Annotated in this window: 14 protein-coding genes; 8 read left to right on the plus strand and 6 right to left on the minus strand. The window is 63.8% G+C overall.

Translation table 11 applies throughout. The annotated features are described in order from the left end of the window. Positions 1-20: 20 nt before the first annotated feature. Genes ACZ9H4_RS01055 through ACZ9H4_RS01065 form a run of 3 tightly spaced genes read right to left on the minus strand, consistent with a single transcriptional unit; the run spans position 21 to position 4,040 of the window. The gene (locus ACZ9H4_RS01055) at positions 21-668 is read right to left on the minus strand and encodes an OmpA family protein (RefSeq protein ID WP_121323430.1); all 648 of its coding nucleotides are present in this window, start codon (positions 666-668) and stop codon (positions 21-23) included. Then, positions 665-3,283 (minus strand): DUF802 domain-containing protein, encoded by a 2,619-nt coding sequence (locus ACZ9H4_RS01060; RefSeq protein WP_476118047.1) that lies wholly within the window; start codon positions 3,281-3,283, stop codon positions 665-667. The genes ACZ9H4_RS01055 and ACZ9H4_RS01060 overlap by 4 nt, the downstream gene beginning before the upstream one ends. Before the next feature lie 10 nt (positions 3,284-3,293). After that, positions 3,294-4,040: a DUF3348 domain-containing protein gene (locus tag ACZ9H4_RS01065; protein WP_476118048.1), complete on the minus strand. Its 747-nt coding sequence runs from the start codon at positions 4,038-4,040 to the stop codon at positions 3,294-3,296. Between the two features lie 282 nt (positions 4,041-4,322). On the opposite strand from ACZ9H4_RS01065, the gene ACZ9H4_RS01070 reads away from it, so the two are divergent. The 5 genes from ACZ9H4_RS01070 (at position 4,323) to ACZ9H4_RS01090 (ending at position 10,001) form a co-directional block, all read left to right on the plus strand. Further along, on the plus strand, positions 4,323-5,555 hold the full coding sequence (locus ACZ9H4_RS01070) for an NAD(P)/FAD-dependent oxidoreductase (RefSeq protein ID WP_408139059.1): 1,233 nt from the start codon (positions 4,323-4,325) through the stop codon (positions 5,553-5,555). Positions 5,556-5,587: 32 nt separating this feature from the next. After that, entirely contained in the window at positions 5,588-5,923 is a 336-nt protein-coding gene (locus tag ACZ9H4_RS01075; RefSeq protein WP_408139061.1) for a hypothetical protein, read from the plus strand. 297 nt (positions 5,924-6,220) lie between these two features. After that, on the plus strand, positions 6,221-8,470 hold the full coding sequence (locus tag ACZ9H4_RS01080) for a TonB-dependent receptor (protein ID WP_476118049.1): 2,250 nt from the start codon (positions 6,221-6,223) through the stop codon (positions 8,468-8,470). 11 nt (positions 8,471-8,481) lie between these two features. After that, on the plus strand, positions 8,482-9,321 hold the full coding sequence (locus tag ACZ9H4_RS01085) for a tetratricopeptide repeat protein (RefSeq protein WP_476118050.1): 840 nt from the start codon (positions 8,482-8,484) through the stop codon (positions 9,319-9,321). Then, positions 9,318-10,001: a Fe2+-dependent dioxygenase gene (locus tag ACZ9H4_RS01090; RefSeq protein ID WP_408151978.1), complete on the plus strand. Its 684-nt coding sequence runs from the start codon at positions 9,318-9,320 to the stop codon at positions 9,999-10,001. Before ACZ9H4_RS01085 ends, ACZ9H4_RS01090 begins: the two co-directional genes overlap by 4 nt. Positions 10,002-10,094: 93 nt before the next feature. On the opposite strand, the gene mctP is transcribed toward ACZ9H4_RS01090, so the two are convergent. Both mctP and ACZ9H4_RS01100 read right to left on the minus strand, forming a co-directional pair. After that, positions 10,095-11,576, minus strand: coding sequence for a monocarboxylate uptake permease MctP (gene mctP / locus ACZ9H4_RS01095; RefSeq protein ID WP_408139068.1), 1,482 nt, complete (start codon positions 11,574-11,576; stop codon positions 10,095-10,097). Next, positions 11,573-11,770 carry a DUF3311 domain-containing protein gene (locus ACZ9H4_RS01100; RefSeq protein ID WP_042329644.1) on the minus strand — a complete coding sequence of 66 codons (198 nt, stop codon included), beginning with the start codon at positions 11,768-11,770 and terminating at the stop codon, positions 11,573-11,575. Before ACZ9H4_RS01100 ends, mctP begins: the two co-directional genes overlap by 4 nt. Positions 11,771-12,073: 303 nt before the next feature. On the opposite strand from ACZ9H4_RS01100, the gene ACZ9H4_RS01105 reads away from it, so the two are divergent. Both ACZ9H4_RS01105 and ACZ9H4_RS01110 read left to right on the plus strand, forming a co-directional pair. Continuing rightward, positions 12,074-13,489, plus strand: coding sequence for a cache domain-containing protein (locus ACZ9H4_RS01105; RefSeq protein WP_408151977.1), 1,416 nt, complete (start codon positions 12,074-12,076; stop codon positions 13,487-13,489). Further along, on the plus strand, positions 13,486-14,133 hold the full coding sequence (locus ACZ9H4_RS01110; protein ID WP_408151976.1) for a response regulator: 648 nt from the start codon (positions 13,486-13,488) through the stop codon (positions 14,131-14,133). Before ACZ9H4_RS01105 ends, ACZ9H4_RS01110 begins: the two co-directional genes overlap by 4 nt. A 66-nt stretch (positions 14,134-14,199) precedes the next feature. Here the strand turns inward: ACZ9H4_RS01110 and ACZ9H4_RS01115 are convergent, their stop codons facing one another. Next, positions 14,200-14,589: a hypothetical protein gene (locus tag ACZ9H4_RS01115; protein WP_408139074.1), complete on the minus strand. Its 390-nt coding sequence runs from the start codon at positions 14,587-14,589 to the stop codon at positions 14,200-14,202. A gap of 649 nt (positions 14,590-15,238) precedes the next feature. On the opposite strand from ACZ9H4_RS01115, the gene oxlT reads away from it, so the two are divergent. After that, positions 15,239-16,570, plus strand: coding sequence for an oxalate/formate MFS antiporter (oxlT, locus tag ACZ9H4_RS01120; protein ID WP_408139076.1), 1,332 nt, complete (start codon positions 15,239-15,241; stop codon positions 16,568-16,570). Positions 16,571-16,587: the final 17 nt, after the last annotated feature.

A 16,587-nucleotide genomic window follows, 5' to 3' on the forward strand; every position in this document is an offset into this window, starting at 1 on the left:
CGCTATCGTTGCTGTCGCCGCTATGCACCGGGCTTCACCGTTGCAGTCGACGGCCTGGGAATCGGCGCGATTTCCACGCGACGGTTTTTGGCCCGCCCTTGATCATCCGCATTCGAACTCACCGGCTGCTGCGAGCCGAACGCGGCCGCGAACACCGACGCCGCCGGCACGCCCGCGTCGATCAAGCCACGCGTCACCGTCAACGCGCGCTGCGCCGACAGCTCCCAGTTGTCCGCGAAACGGCGATTGCCTTCGCGCAGGCGCTGGTCGTCGGTAAAGCCGCTCACCATCAGGATTTCGTCGTTGGCCTGCAGATACGCGGATAACGGCCCGGCGAGGCTCTTCAGCAGATCGCGGCCTTGCGGCTGCAACTGATCGGAATTCAGCGCGAACAGCACGTTGCCGCTGATGCCGATGCGCCCGTTGACGAGCGTCACGCGCCCGGCCGCCAGCGGCCCGGCCAACGCCTGCTCGAGCGTCTTGCGGCGCTGCGTTTCCGCCTGACGCTGCTTGACCTCCTGCTCCAGCTTGTTCGAGAGTTCGAGCTGCACGCCGATGACGCTCACCAGAATCAGCACGAACGCGCCCAGCAGCACCGACATCAGGTCGCCGAATACCGGCCAGATCGGCGCGGCCGGCTCCACGCCGCCGTCGATTTCCTCGCTCATACGACGTCGGCTCCGGCGGACGCGCGCTGACCCGCAATCCGCTGCAGGTCTTCGACGATCTGCTTCTGCGACATCACGCTCAGGTCGATCACTTCACGCGCCTGCGCGACGTAATAGGCCAGTTGTTCGTCACTGCGCGCGAGGGACTTGTCCAGCGCGGTTTCGATACGTTGCAGGTGTGTCGCCAGCTTGTCGTTCGATTCGCCGAACACCTGCACGGCCGCGCCGAACGCTTCGCCGAGGCTCGCCACTTCGACGGCGCTGCCCGTGACTTGCGCGGCGACCGCGCCGAGCTTGCCGGTCTCGCGCTCGACGTGATCGGTGAAGCGGGTGCCGACGCGCTCCAGCAGGTCCGCCGACGTGGCGACCAGCGCATCGACCGCCGTGCGTTGCTCGGTGGACGCGTGGTTCACCGCGTCGAGCAGCGTCTCCAGCGTTTCCAGCAAGCGGCTGCGCTCCTGCAGCATCGCGGTATCGCGGACCATGCTGTCGGAGAGCTTCTGACGCAGTTCGGCGACGACTTCCGCCGCAGCCTTCGGCGCTTCCGACGCGGCTTGCACGAGGCGTTCGATCTCGCCGATCGTCTCGCTTGCATGCGTCTGCGTTTGCGCCGAGATATCGCGTGCGGTTTGCGCCAGCGTTTCGCAGATTGCCTGCTGACGGCTCGCGGTTTGCGCGCCCGACTGCTCCCACTGTTCGCTCAATTTCGTAGCCATTGAACCAAGCGTTTCGGTCCATGCGGCCAGTCGCTGCTGATCCCGCGCGGCCAGTTCCGCTTGCAGGTTCGCCGCAGCCTTCGGCGCTTCCGCCGCCGCTTGCACGAGGCGTTCGATCTCGCCGATCGTCTCGCTTGCATGCGCTTGTGTTTGCGCCGAGATATCGCGTGCGGTTTGCGCTAGCGTTTCGCAGATCGCCTGCTGACGGCCCGCGGCTTGCGCGCCCGACTGCTCCCACTGTTCGCTCAACTTCGTAGCCATTGAACCGAGTGCTTCGGTCCATGCGGCCAGTCGCTGCTGATCCCGCGCGACCAGTTCCGCTTGCAGGCTCGCCGCAGCCTTCGGCGCTTCCGCCGCCGCTTGCACGAGTCGATCGATCTCGCCGATCGTCTCGCTTGCATGCGCCTGTGTTTGCGCCGAGATATCGCGTGCGGTTTGCGCCAGCGTTTCGCAGATCGCCTGCTGACGGCTCGCGGTTTGCGCGCCCGACTGCTCCCACTGTTCGCTCAACTTCGTAGCCATTGAACCGAGCGTTTCGGTCCAAACCACCAGCCGCTGTTCATCGCGCGAGGCCAATGCCGTTTGCAAATCCGCATGCGACTGACCGACCGTGCGCAACAGCGACGCCGAATGCTCCTCGAAGGTCGCCGCGGCCATCGCAAGCGCTTGCTGGTTGTTGGCCGCCAGCTTCTCGCCGACGCTCTCCTGCTGCGACAGCGCCTCCTTCCATGCTTGCGACACACTGCCCGCCGTCACGTCGAGTCGCGCGGTCACGCCGTCCAGCAGCGCGGCCGAACGTTGTTCAAAGATCTCGGCGGTACGCTCGTGCGACGTGCGCAAATGCGCGGCCAGTTCGTCGTTCGAGCGCTGATGGCCGGCCAATGCGTTGCTCCAGATCTGCGCGACGTTCGCGCTCGTCGCCTCGAAACCGCTCGACAGTCCGTCGATCTGCCGCTGCACCGCCTGCGAGACCGTCTCGTGCAACGCCGCCGCCTCGCGCGCAAGGCCGGCCAGCGTGGTTTCCATGACCGGCTGCAACGCCGCGCCGGCAGCGCGCGCGCTCTCGGCGACGCTGTCCTTCAACGACTGTTCGACGGCTCCGGCAAGGCGCATATACACGGCCTCCGTCTTGCCATGGAACGCGTCCTGGTTCGCGATCTGCCGCTCGCTCGACGCGGCGCTCTGTTGTTCGATGGCCGTCATCATCGTCTGCAAGCGTTCGACCAGCGCCGGCATCACCTCGGCCTGGCGTTGCAGCAGCCTGAAGCTTTCCTCGCGCTGATGGCTCTGCGAGTACACGCGCAAGCTCGTCGCGATCTTCATGTCGAGCATTTGCGCCGCTTCGAGCCGCTCGCGGCGGTACAGCGCGGACAACAGTCCGAGCATCGCCGAGGTGGCCACGCCCGCAATCGAGGTGCCGAACGCGAAGCCCAGTCCCTTGACCGGCGCCGCCAGCGACGCGCGGATCGCCTGCAAGTCCGTGGCGCTCTCCAACGCGATGCCGGTGCCGCGCAGCGTCGCCACCATGCCGAGCAGCGTGCCCAGCATGCCGAGCAACACCAGCAGGCCGACGAGGTAAGGCGTCAGCGCCGGTCCCGGCAAAGCCACGCGCTCGCCTTCGATGCGCAGCCGCGCCGCGTTGCGCAGGCTCGGATGCAGCGGCTCGAGCCACGCCCCAAGACTCGGCGGCGGCCCGGCGAGCCCCGTGACCGCGCGCGTCAGCGTGGCGGTCGCCTGACTGTAGCGGCGCAGTTCGAACGCGCCTGCCACGTAGCAGGCGCCGATCAATAACGTGACGGCCAGCGCCAGCGGGTTCGAACCGACATAGCTGGCGGCAATCCAGCACGCAGCGGCCAGACCTGCCAGGAATACAACGAGATCAATACGATATCTGGACATAGCGTCCCAGTTAGCGGGTGCGAAGGGCCGCGAGCAACCCCTCCACCGGTTGAAAACGAACCTCCAGTTCGGCAAGCAGGACGCTCTGCATATCCTTGCGGAATACGTCCAGCCAGGCGCCGGGCGTGACCGGCGCGGCGTCTTCGGAAGCCTCCGCTGTCTCCGCGGTGGCAAGCGCCTGCTCTTCGGCTGCGCGCAAACGCTCGAAGTGCCCGGCCAGCAGGCCCGGCACCGACGCCAGCAGATTCCGCTCGCGCTCGCTCAGCGCGCGCTCCATCACCGCGTCGATCACCGCGAGGCGCGCCATCGCGGGCGTCTTCGCGGCGAGCATGCTGCGCAGACGCCCGCGCAGCGTCGCGATGCCCGTTTCCATCGACTGCTGGATCGCGAGGTAGCGCTGACGAAACACCGCGTAGTCGGCTGGGGCGTCCTGCATTTGCATGTGCGTTTGCCCGTGGCCGCGCCGCCGCGTTCCGGCGAACACGCTGTCGCCGGCAACGGCCTTGGCGAGCGCGCCGCGCACGCGGACGCACTCGTCCTCTTCGGCGCCGCCGCAGCCGCGCGCACCGGCGGCGACCGCGGGCGGATTGCCGTTCAGCGCCGACGACAACGCAATCGCGTCGGTCCAGCCGAGCCATTGGCTCAGCCGGTCCGACAACGATTGCCTGGATTCGGGGACATCGACATCCGCCAGACGGGCCAGCAGGCGAATAAGCGCCGGGCCGCTGGGCGCTGCGCGCGGGGGGGCTTGCAACATACCACCGGAGACAAAAAGTCAGCAGTTTACACGGTGACGGGACGCGGGTCGGTGTTGGATGATGTTCGAAGCATCGAAGTGAGGCGGATCGGTGCGTGTGACGCGCATTTGCATCGCGCCTTTCGAGGGTTTTTTCGTGTCCATTCGAGCGGCTTATCCGGGTTCCGCGGCAACACCCCGTTGTAAGATGAAACCCGCCGAGACCAGAGTTCAGGCGATGACCGGGTCATGGATATCTTCGATCTTCGAACGCAATAATTTCAAGCGAGGCAAACGGGCAGCATGAAATTCGATACCGTCGTGCTGGGCGCCGGCATTGTCGGCGTAAGCGTTGCCGTGCATCTGCAGAAGCGCGGCCGCCAGGTTGCGCTGATCGACCGCAAATTGCCCGGCAACGAAACCTCGTTCGGCAACGCCGGGCTGATTCAGCGCGAAGGCGTTTATCCCTATGCGTTTCCACGCGACCTCGGCACCCTGCTTCGCTACGCGCGCAACCAGTCGCCGGACGTTCGCTACCACGCCGACGCGATGCTCAGAACCGCGCCGTTTCTGTGGCAATACTGGCGCAACTCCCATCCGGCAAGACATGCGGAGATCGCGAAGTCGTATTCGACGCTGATCGAACATTGCGTGAGCGAGCACCGCGCGCTTGCCGCCGCTGCCGGTGCGAGCGCGCTGCTGCGCCCGATCGGCTGGATCAAGGTGTTTCGCAGCGACGCGGCACAGGACGCGGAAACACGGCTCGCCGAACAGTGGCATCGTGAGTATGGCGTCACGTTCGAAACGCTCGATCCCGCACGGTTGCAACAGATGGAGCCCGATCTCGCCACGTATTTGCGAGGCGGTCTGCGCTACCCCGAATCCGATTCCGTCAGCGATCCCAATGCGCTCGTCACCGCGTACGCGAAGTATTTCGCAGCGCTCGGCGGACGTTTTTTTATCGGCGATGCGGACACGTTTCGCGAAGGCTGGCAGGTCGATACGGAAGCCGGCACGGTGACGGCGGACTCGGCGGTCGTCGCGTTGGGGCCGTGGTCGGATCGCGTGAGTTCGCGGCTCGGCTATCGCGTGCCGCTCGCGGTCAAACGCGGATACCACATGCATTACGCGCCGCGAGAAAACGCCCGGCTGAATCATCCGGTGCTGGATGTCGAGAATGGTTATCTGCTCGCGCCGATGGCGCGCGGCATCCGGCTCACGACCGGCGCCGAAATCGCCCGGCGCGATGCGGAGAAAACGCCGACCCAACTCGCCGCGGTCGAGCCGATTGCGCGCACGTTGTTTCCGTTGGGCGAGCGTCTCGACGCCGAACCGTGGATGGGAGGCCGTCCCTGCACGCCGGACATGATGCCGGTCATCGGGCCGGCGAAAAGACATGCGGGCTTGTGGTTCGCCTTCGGCCACGCGCACCACGGACTGACCCTGGGTCCGATAACGGGCCGATTGATCGCCGAGATGATGACCGGAGAGCCGCCGGTGGTGAATCCACAGCCGTTCAGGGTGGAGCGGTTTTAAGGCCGGCGCAAATCCTGTGGCGCGAGCACCGCATGCGGTTGATCGCGCAGGTTCCTTGCGCAAAGGACCTGCGCCGCCTGCATGAAAACGTCGGCGCGGCCTCGCTCGAACTTCCGGCCGCAGACCGGTCCGCATCGAAACCGCGCTATAGCCGATCAAAGTGGCGGGCTCCGGCGTTATCGGCCCCTTTGCAGCAACGCATCGACCACGGACATCGCGATAAAAACCGTCCGCCCGCGTACCTGAATCCGAATCGCGGCCACGCGCATCCCCTTATCCGCATGAAAGAAACTGGCCAAGGACCGAGCACGCCGGAAAGCGTGTTGGGTGGCCAGCCTCCTCTTTTCCCCTATCGAAAAGAGGGCTAAACCATCGTCACCCACCCTCTCCTGGGCGCTGTCGCGCACTCGCCACACGAGCGCCATCATTACGCATACGCCTGCCAAATATCGCCATTCCATTACCAAATACGCGCAATTTCTATTCAATCCGCCGTCTCAGCAGTGCCGCAACAGACGTTATTTTCAGTCTTCTTGATTGAGAACGCTTCTCAATTACTCAGTAATTACTTAGAATCCGCTTCGAAACCTATTTGTAATAAACATGGAATTCATGGGTAAGGATCGACACGCCTGTTCGGATTCCAGCACTACGGGATAAAAAAAATGAAGTTGCGGTCCGACGAACCGAAGCTCGGCAAAATCAGCACGACGCTGTGCAGCATGTTGGCTGCCGGCCCCGCCCTTGCGCAGGGCACCACGGGCACTCCACCGCCTGAGCGGGAAGGCCAGCTCACAGCGATCGCCGTGCAAGGCCAGACGGACGACGGCTTCAAGACGGACCAGTCGTCTTCGGTCAAATTCACCGCGCCGCTGCTCGATACGCCGCGCTCCGTGACCGTGATTCCGCAGGAGCTGATCCAGAGCACCGGCGCATCGACGCTGACCGAAGCGCTGCGCACCGTGCCGGGCATTACTTTCGGCGCGGGCGAAGGCGGCAATCCGCTCGGCGACCGGCCGTTCATCCGGGGCTACGACGCGCAGGGCAGCACCTTCGTCGACGGCATGCGCGATGTCGGCGCGACCACTCGCGAAGTGTTCAACATCCAGAGCGTCGAAGTGATCAAGGGCGCGGACGGCGCATTTGGCGGCCGTGGCGGCGCGGGCGGCAGCATCAACCTGATCACCAAGACCCCGCATCTGGGCAACTCGGCGGACGGCAGCGTGGGTCTGGGCACCGATCGTTATCGCCGCTTCACCGCCGACGGCAACTGGCAAATGGCCGATCACGCAGCGTTCCGCCTGAACGTGATGAGTCACAACAACGACGTGGCCGGCCGCGACGCGGTCAACAACGAACGCTGGGGCATCGCGCCGTCGTTCACGTATGGTCTCGGCACGCCGACCCGCGTGACGGCGAGCTACTATCACCTGCAAACGGACGACCTGCCCGACAGCGGCATTCCGTACTACTACACGACCACCAACAAACCGGCAGGCGTCAGCACGATCTATCCGGCTCCCGTCGACCGTCACAACTTCTACGGCCTGATCGACCGTGATTTCCGCAAGACGACTTCGGATATCGGCACGGTGCGTATCGAGCACGACATCAACAGCAACCTCACGATCCGCAACACGACGCGCTACACGAAGTCGAGCCAGGACTACATCTGGACCCAGCCGGACGACAGCCAGGGCAACGTGGTCAACGGCATGGTGTGGCGCCGCGCGAACACGCGCGCCAGCGACGTCTACAGCCTCGCGAACCAGACCGAACTGTTCGGCGAGTTCAAGACGGGCTTCCTGAAGCACAGCTTCACCACCGGCCTCGAAGTGTCGCGCGAAACCAGCGTGAACGATTCGTACACGGTGGCTGCGGCAAGCGGCGCGATCTGCAAGACCGCCGGCATCGGCGCGGCGTCGAACTATAACTGCACGAGCTTGTGGACGCCGAATCCGAACGACCCGTGGGCCGGTTCGGTCAAGCAGACCAACGATCCGAGCGAGCAGCGCACGACCACCAGATCGCTGTACGCATTCGACACGATCGAGCTGACCAGGCGCTGGCAAGCCAACGTCGGCCTGCGCGTCGACGATTACTCGACCGACTTGCGCAACACCGTCGCCAACGGCGCCGGCCGCGTCTCGCGCGACGACACGCTGTTCAACTACCAGTTCGGCCTCGTCTTCAAGCCGGCGTCGAACGGCAGCATCTATACGTCGATCTCCAGTTCGTCGACGCCGGCCGGCTCGCTGCTCGGCCAGGGCAGTGAAACGCAGTCGCTGATACCGGGTCGTGGCGGCGTTGGCCTGAACGCGGCAGCCCTCTCGCCGGAAAAGAACCGCAGCATTGAACTCGGCACCAAGTGGAACGTGCTGAACAACAAGCTCTCGCTGACCAGCGCGATCTTCCAGATCGACACGACCAACGCGCGCGTCACGCTGCCGGACAACACCTACGCGATGGTCGGAAACAAACGCGTGCAAGGTTTCGAATTCGGTCTGGCCGGCCAGTTGACCAACAAGTGGCAAGTATTCGGCGGCTACACGTATCTGAAGAGCGAGCTGCGCGACAACGGCAAGACCACGTCGGATAACGGCCACCAGTTCCCGAACACGCCGAAGAACAGCGTCAGCCTGTGGACCACCTACGACGTGCTGCCGAAGTTCACGATCGGCGGCGGCGCGTTCTACATGTCGCAGGTGTACGGCGACACGGCGAATCTGCGCGCGGTGCCCGCTTACTGGCGCTTCGACGGTGTGGCGACGTACCGGGTCAACAAGCATGTCGACCTGCAGTTGAACGTGCAGAACATCTTCAACCGCACGTACTACGACCAGGCTTATGCGTCTCACTATGCGTCGATCGCGCCGGGACGCTCCGCGTTCCTGACGCTCAACGCGCACTACTAAGCATCGACCCGATGGAACAGGTGACGCTGAAGGCGTTGGCGAGCGTGTCGCACGACGAACTCGCCACGATTCTCTCCGGGCCGCCGGCCCAGGCCGCCGCCTGGGTGGCGGCGGCCGCACATAACGGCATCGTCGAAGCGCAGGCGGTGTATGGGCAATATCTGCTCGACGGCCACGGCGTCGAGCGCAATACGGAAGAAGCGTTCACCTGGTTCCGGCACGCGGCGCGGCGCGATCATCCGATGGCGATGAACATGCTGGGCCGCTGCTACGAACATGGCTGGGGCACGGCCGCTTGCGCGCCGGTCGCGCTCTACTGGTATCGGCTCGCGGCGCGGGCCGGGCTCGATTGGGGCATGTACAACTACGCGTCGGCATTGGCGCTTGGCAACGGCGTCGAGTGCGATCGCGTGGAGGCGTTGCAGTGGTTCCGGCGCGCCGCCGAACTGGGGCACGCGAAATCGCTGAACTTCGTCGGCAGCTTTTACGAAGACGGCTGGGAAGTCGACGCGGACGCGACTATCGCGCTCGACTACTACCGGCGCGCGGCACAGGGCGGCGACTTCCGCGGTCAGTTCAACTATGCGAGGCTGCTGGCCGAACGCGGCGAGATCGACCACGCGCTGCAATGGCTGCGACGTGTGCCGCACACGGCGACGCCGGCGTTTGTCGCGAAGATGCGGCGATGGCTGGCGGCTTCGACGGTGAGCGAGTTTCGCGCGCTGGGTGAAGACATCGAGGCGAACGCCCTCACAGCGAATGCCGCCGCCCACATCACCGGCAACACCCAAGCGAACAGCGACGCGCCATATAACGCCATGCTGCGCCCCGCACAGGAATCAAACGCATGATGCTCCACCTGCAAGGCGTACTCAGCAAACAGCAGGTCGCGCAATGCCGCGAAGTGCTCGACGCGGCGCAATGGATCGACGGCAATGCGACTTCCGGCATGCAATCGGCGCAGGCCAAGCGCAACCAGCAACTGCCCGAAGGCTCACCCGCCGCGCGCGCGGTCGGCGATGCGATTCAGGACGCGCTCGGCGTCAACCCGCGGTTCTTTTCCGCGGCGCTGCCGCTGAAAGTGTTCCCGCCGCTCTTTAACCGCTACGCAGGCGGCGACGGTTTCAACACTCACGTGGATAACGCGATCCGCCTGCTGCGCGGCACGGACTTCCGCATTCGCAGCGATCTGTCGGCCACGCTTTTTCTGGCCGAGCCGGACACTTATGACGGCGGCGAACTCTGCATCGAAGACACCTACGGCGTGCATCGCGCGAAACTGCCCGCCGGCGATATGGTGCTCTACCCCGCTTCGAGTCTGCATCACGTGAGCCCGGTCACGCGTGGTGTGCGAGTCGCATCGTTCTTCTGGATTCAGAGCATGGTGCGCGACGACGGCGAGCGCACCATGCTGTTTCAACTCGACAACGACGTGCAGCGTCTTGCCGCCGAGAAGGGTTCGAACGACCCCACGGTGGTCAGCCTCACCGGCATTTATCACAATCTACTACGCCGCTGGGCCGACGCCTGAGGCGAACCGGCAAAGAACCGCCAAACAGCGGGCACAAGAAAAAACGCCGCGAAGCAGAAGCTTCGCGGCGTTCTATTCAGACGAACACAACGATCAGGCCGCGGCCACCGCTCTGCGCGGGGACACCACCGACACGGCAAACGTCACGACGATATTGACCACCAGTGCAATCAGGCCGATATACAACGGATAAGCCGTCGCGCCGAGATGCAGCGCGTACACCGGCTTGAGCCCCTGCGACATCGCGAGCCCGGTGCCGATCACGATCCCGACCAGCCAGCCGCAGAACAGACCCGGCGTGTTCAGTCGACGCGTATACAACGAGAACACGATCGCCGGGAAAATCTGCAGAATCCACACGCCGCCGAGCAACTGCAGGTCGATCGCATACTGCGTCGGCAGGAACACGATGAACAGCAGCGCGCCGAACTTCACGACCAGCGACACGATCTTCGCGGTCGAAGCCTCGCCCTCGGGCGAGATATTCGGCGACACCAGCGGACGCCACAGATTGCGGGTGAACAGATTGGCCGCGCCGATCGACATGATTGCGGCGGGCACCAACGCACTGATCGCAATCGCCGCAGCCGCGAAGCCGACGAACCACTGCGGGAACAGCGTGCCGAACAACGCCGGCACCACGTCGGACGCCGACTTGACGTTCACGTCGGCGGCAATCGCCATATAGCCGAGCAACGCGATCAAACCGAGCAGCAACGTATACGCCGGCAGGAAGATCGCGTTCTTCTTGACCGTCTTCGCCGACGCGGACGACAGCACCGCCGTCATCGTATGCGGATACATGAAGGCCGCCAGCGCCGAGCCCAATGCGAGCGAAGCAAACGCAGTGAACTGGCCCGGATGCAGAATGATGCCGGTCGCGCCGCCCTTGGCCTTGAAATGCGCATCGGCCGCGTCGAACACGTGTGCGTAACCGCCCAGCTTCGCCGGAATCAGCCACACCGCCGCGATCACGACGATATAGATCATGATGTCCTTGACGAACGCGATCATCGCCGGCGCACGCAGGCCGCTCGCATACGTGTAGAGGGCCAGAATCACGAAGGCGACGATCAACGGCATTTCGCCGCTCACGCCGAGCCCTTTGATCACCACCTGCATACCGACCAGCTGCAGCGCGATATACGGCATCGTCGCGACGATGCCGGTCAGCGCGACCGCCGCCGGGAACCACTTGCCGCCGTACTCACCCTGCACGTAGTCCGCCGCCGTGATGTGGTTCTTCGCGTGCGCGACCTTCCACAGCTTCGGCATCACCGCGAACACGAACGGATAGACGATGATCGTGTACGGCAACGCAAAGAAGCCGTACGCGCCCACCGAATACACCAGTGCGGGCACCGCGATCACGGTATAGGCGGTATAGAAGTCGCCGCCCACGAGGAACCACGAAATGATCGTGCCGAACTGGCGGCCGCCAAGCCCCCATTCATGCAACTGCGTCAGGTCGCCCCGCTTCCAGCGCGCGGCGAAGAAGCCGATCACGGTGACGAGCACGAAGAACGCGATGAACACGCTCATCGCGACCGGGTTCACGGGATTCAGATCATTCATTTGACACCTCGATACACGATGTAAATCAGCAGCGAGGTCAACGGCACCCACAGAAACTGATACCAGTAGAAGAATGGAAAGCCGAACAGCGGCGGATGCGTGTCGTTATAAAACGGCAGCCACAGCAGCGCGATATAAGGGATCAGCAGAATGAGCCAGAGCCATGAACGGCCGGCGGATGGGGAGGTCTCCACGAACTTCTCCTAGGTCTATTATCGACACCGCACGCCATGGCTCGTGGCCCGGCGCACGGAAAACCGATGATCTGATATGGGGCAGAAAACCGGATGCAGGCGTCTCCCGCCTGTTTGCGGACATGCCGGGGCAACCCGGCATACGCGGCAACGCGAATCGTCGCGCGCAACAGGCCAAAGGGGGCCGCCACGCGCAGGTTTCCGCGGGGATGTAGTATTCGCCTTCGTGAGCGTCCTCACAAGCGCGCAACTACGTAAGCCGGTTACGTAATACTACGTAGCCTGTCGGCTGTTTTTTCAACGATGAAACTCAAAGCGAAGATTGTCCTGCTGGCGATCGTGCCCTTTCTCGCGGCCATCGCCAGCATCGAAACCGGCGTGCGCCGGGAAGCCACGGCGCTCGCCGAAACGCAGCACGCGACCACCCAGGCCGCGTACATGGCGAGCAAGGAAATCGAGCTCAAACATTACGTCGAGCTTGCCACCACCGCGATCGCGCCGCTTTACGACGCCGGCCAGGACAATGCGCGCGACGACGCGCTGCTGCGCATGCGCGCGCTCGACGTGCTGGAGAAAATGGATTTCGGCAAGGACGGCTACTTCTTCGTCTACGACATGCACGGCCGTTCGCTGATGCATCCGCGCGAGCCCGATCTGGTCGGGCGCGATCTATGGGCGCTGCGTGACAGCCAGGGCACGCCGACGATCCAGCAATTGCTCGCCGCGGCCTCTCGCGGCGGCGGCTACGTGCGTTATCTGTGGCATCGTCCGTCGACCGGCAAGATCGCGTCGAAACTCGGCTACGTGGTGCCGCTCGAACGCTGGGGCTGGATGATCGGCACCGGCATCTATCTCGACGACGTCGACACCACGCTCGCGCATATCGACGCGGGCGCGGCCGCCAACATCGATCGCACGATGAAGTGGATCGACGCGATTGCCGTGGCCGGACTCGCCGTGATCGCGCTGTGCGCGCTCGTTCTCAACGTCACCGAATACCGCAGCGCCGACGCGAAACTGAAGCGGCTCGCGCAGCAGGTGGTCGAGTCGCAGGAAAACGAACGCGCGCGCTTGTCGCGCGAGTTGCACGACGGCATCAGCCAGATGATGGTGTCCGTGAAACTGCTGCTCGAATCCGCGCTTGCGCGCTTCGAGCGCGCCGACGCACGCGTGCCCGCCGCCGAAGTCGCGCTCACCACCAGTCTCACGCGGCTCGGCGATACCTTGCGCGAAGTGCGGCGCATTTCTCACGCGCTGCGTCCGTCGATGCTCGACGATCTCGGCGTCGCGGCCGCGCTGGAGCAACTGACGCGCGAACTCAGCGAGGAGTCCGGCATCGAGATAGGCTTCACGCAGATCACGCACACGCATGCGGCGACGCTGCCCGACACCGTCAATACCGTGCTGTTTCGCATCGCCCAGGAAGCGCTGACCAATATCGTGCGCCATGCGCAGGCGTCGAGCGCGGCGCTCGCGCTCGACATCTCGCACGACGCCGTCACGCTGACGATCGCGGACAACGGCCGCGGCTTCGACGTGACGCACGCTTTCGTCGGCCGGCGCTCGGGCATCGGTCTGCGCAATATGCGTGAGCGGCTCGAAGCGCTCGGCGGCAAGCTCTCGCTCTTATCTCAAACCGGCCATACGGTCGTCACCGCACGCGTGCCGCTCGGCACATCCGAGGCGGCGCTGCCGCCCTTGCAGGAAATCCAGTCATGAACAACACCACCGCCGCCATCGCACGCCTGCTTCTCGTCGACGATCATCCGCTCGTGCGCGACGGTTTGCGCGCGCGTCTCGAAGCGGTGCGCCATTTCGAAGTGGTCGGCGAAGCGGGCAACGCGCAGGAAGCGCTGGCGCTCGCCGCGAGCGACATGCCGCATCTGGTGCTGATGGACGTTGGCATGAACGGGATGAACGGCATCGCGCTGGCCGGGCTCTTTCATGAGCGCTTTCCGGCGATTCGCGTGCTGATGCTGTCGATGCACGACAACCTCGAATACGTGACCCAGGCGGTTCGCGCGGGCGCGAGCGGCTACGTGCTCAAGGATTCGCCCGCCACCGAAATCATTCAGGCGATCGGCGCGGTGCTCGACGGCAAGACGTTTTTCAGCGCGGGGCTCGGCGCGCGGCTGATCCAGGCGTCGGCGACGCAATCGCCGGTCGAACGTCTCACGCCGCGCGAGCGGGACATTCTCGATGCGTTGGCCGAGGGCCTATCGAGCAAGCAGATCGCCCAGCGCAACGATCTGTCCGTGCGGACGGTGGAGACGCATCGGCTGAACCTGAAGCGCAAGCTCGATATCGAAGGTCAGGCGGAGCTGATCAAGTTCGCGGTGGAGAATCGGCGCACACAGCGGTGAGGCGCTAAAGCGCTGAGCGGCGCGTAGCCGTCCCGCAGCCCGCGCCCTCATGCCGCGCACCGCCCTCTACACGCCAACCAGCGCCGGCAACTCCACTTCGTACGACAGGCGCTCGGACCAGCGGCTCGTCTGTGATTGACGCATCACGTGGCTCGCAGGCGTCGCACTATCGACGCGTATCTGCAAGCGCGCTGGATAGCGGGCGTGTTTCTTCTCGAGAATGGCGCGGCTCAGAAATTCGGCGCTATAGGCTCTCAGCAAGTGCGGATGCTGCGCTTCGATGTACGCGGCAATCTGCTCCTGTTCGCCGTCGATCATGGCAAGCGACGTCAGCGTGCGCTCATCCCAACGGAAGCGCAGGCCGAGTTCGTCGAAAGCGGTGTTATAGGCGCACAGTTGCGCCTGGACTTCCGCATCGGGCTCGCTGTCGCGAGCATGCAATTGAACTGGGTTCATGGTCGTCTCCTTCCGGCAAATGACATTGATCCAGAATAGAAGAGCCCATGAATAAACAATAGTTAAAGTTTTTTCGAAAAACGATAGTCTTTTGTTTATACATTCGATCGCCGTTGCGACCGCGACTGTGGGCACAGACCCATTCCCTGCAACTCTTTGCCTCCCGCATGCGTAGTATCGCAGGAAATCTGACGAGTTCCAGCGCCGCGAGAACCCCGTCGCACGTGCTTTTCGCGCCGTTCAATTCTCGCAGCGACCACGTGCCGAACGAAACCGCGTTCGTCCGCCTGCGCGCGAAAAACTCAGCAGTCAGTCACCTTCGGGAAAACCCGCCCTCGGCGAAAAGCCGCTTTCCGCAGCCACTCCAGGTCAAAAGGGTAGACCCTTATATTACGGATGACTAATACAAACCATAAAATGTTTTAACTTTCGTTTATCGCCGATCTCGCGCAGCATCCCATCACACACGTTGCACCGTGCAATAGCTTTCTCTCAACTGTTGTGCACTCAGCGAGTCAGGGTTGTCGTTAGTACAGTTCTTTCTGGCCGACCATTGGCGCTTCATCGCCCGCAGGCAAACGGCGACGCAGCGATTCGATCACGTAAGTTCAACGCGCCACTCGAGCGCGGCAGAACAGGAGACGGAGACATGGGATATTCCAACGTATCGGAAGGCGGCCGCGCACCATTCTGGCAACACCGGTGGGTGCAACTCGCCATCGGCATCATGTGCATGGGGCTCGTTGCGAATCTGCAGTATGCGTGGACGCTGTTCGTCGTACCGATGGACAACAAGCACCATTGGGGCCAGGCGGCGATCCAGACCGCCTTCACGATCTTCATCGTCACCGAAACCTGGCTCGTGCCCGTCGAGGGCTGGCTCGTCGACAAGTTTGGGCCGCGCCCCGTGGTGAGCGGCGGCGCACTGTGCGCAGCGCTCGGCTGGATTATCAACGCGCATGCGACCACTCTCGCCGAGCTGTACGTCGCAGCCGTCATCGCCGGCATTGGCGCGGGCTGCGTGTATGGCACCTGCGTCGGCATGGCGCTCAAATGGTTTCCGGACAAACGCGGTCTCGCAGCCGGGCTAACCGCAGCGGGTTTCGGCGCCGGCGCGGCCGTCACGGTGATACCGATTGCCAACATGATCCAGCGTTCGGGCTACGAGCACGCGTTCATGTTCTTCGGCATTTTCCAGGGTGTCTTCATCCTGCTGCTCGCCACCATGTTGGTCCGGCCGAAGCCGCCCGCCAATGCGATCCCTGCTAAACGTATCGTTGCCAGCAAGATCGACTACACGTCCGGCCAGATGATCCGCTCGCCGCTCTTCTGGGTGTTGTATTTCATGTTCGTATTCGTGGCAGCCGGCGGCATCATTGCGACCGCGCAGCTCGGGCCCATCGCGAAGGAATTCGGTTTTGCGAGGCTGCCTGTGAGTTTGATCGGCATCACGCTGCCGCTCCTCACGATGACGCTGTCGATCGACAACCTGTGCAATGGCCTCACCCGTCCCCTCTGCGGTTTTCTGTCGGACCGCATCGGCCGCGAAAACACGATGTTCATGATCTTCCTCGGTGAAGGCGTCGCGCTGCTGGGACTGATGCAGTTCGGCCACAACCCGTACGCGTTCATGTTCTTCGCAGCCGCCGTGTTCCTCTGCTGGGGCGAGATCTTCTCGATCTTCCCCGCGACTTGCGCGGACACGTTCGGCAGCAAACACGCCGCGGCGAATGCGGGCACGCTCTACACCGCCAAGGGTACAGCCGCGATGCTGGTGCCGATCGCCTCGCTGCTGTCGGCGAACGGCGGATGGAACACGGTGTTCATCTCAGCAGCAGTGATATCGATCGCCGCCGCCGTCTCCGCGAAGTTCGTCCTTGCCCCCATGAGAAAGCGCTGGATCGAAAACTCGGGCGCGCGAGCCGGCGTAGCCGTGGCCGAGCCGCGGCTGCAGCCATGGTCCAGCGGCTCATCCGAATAAACGACCACGTGAGCGCC

This window comes from Paraburkholderia sp. TE9906 (genome assembly GCF_056279605.1).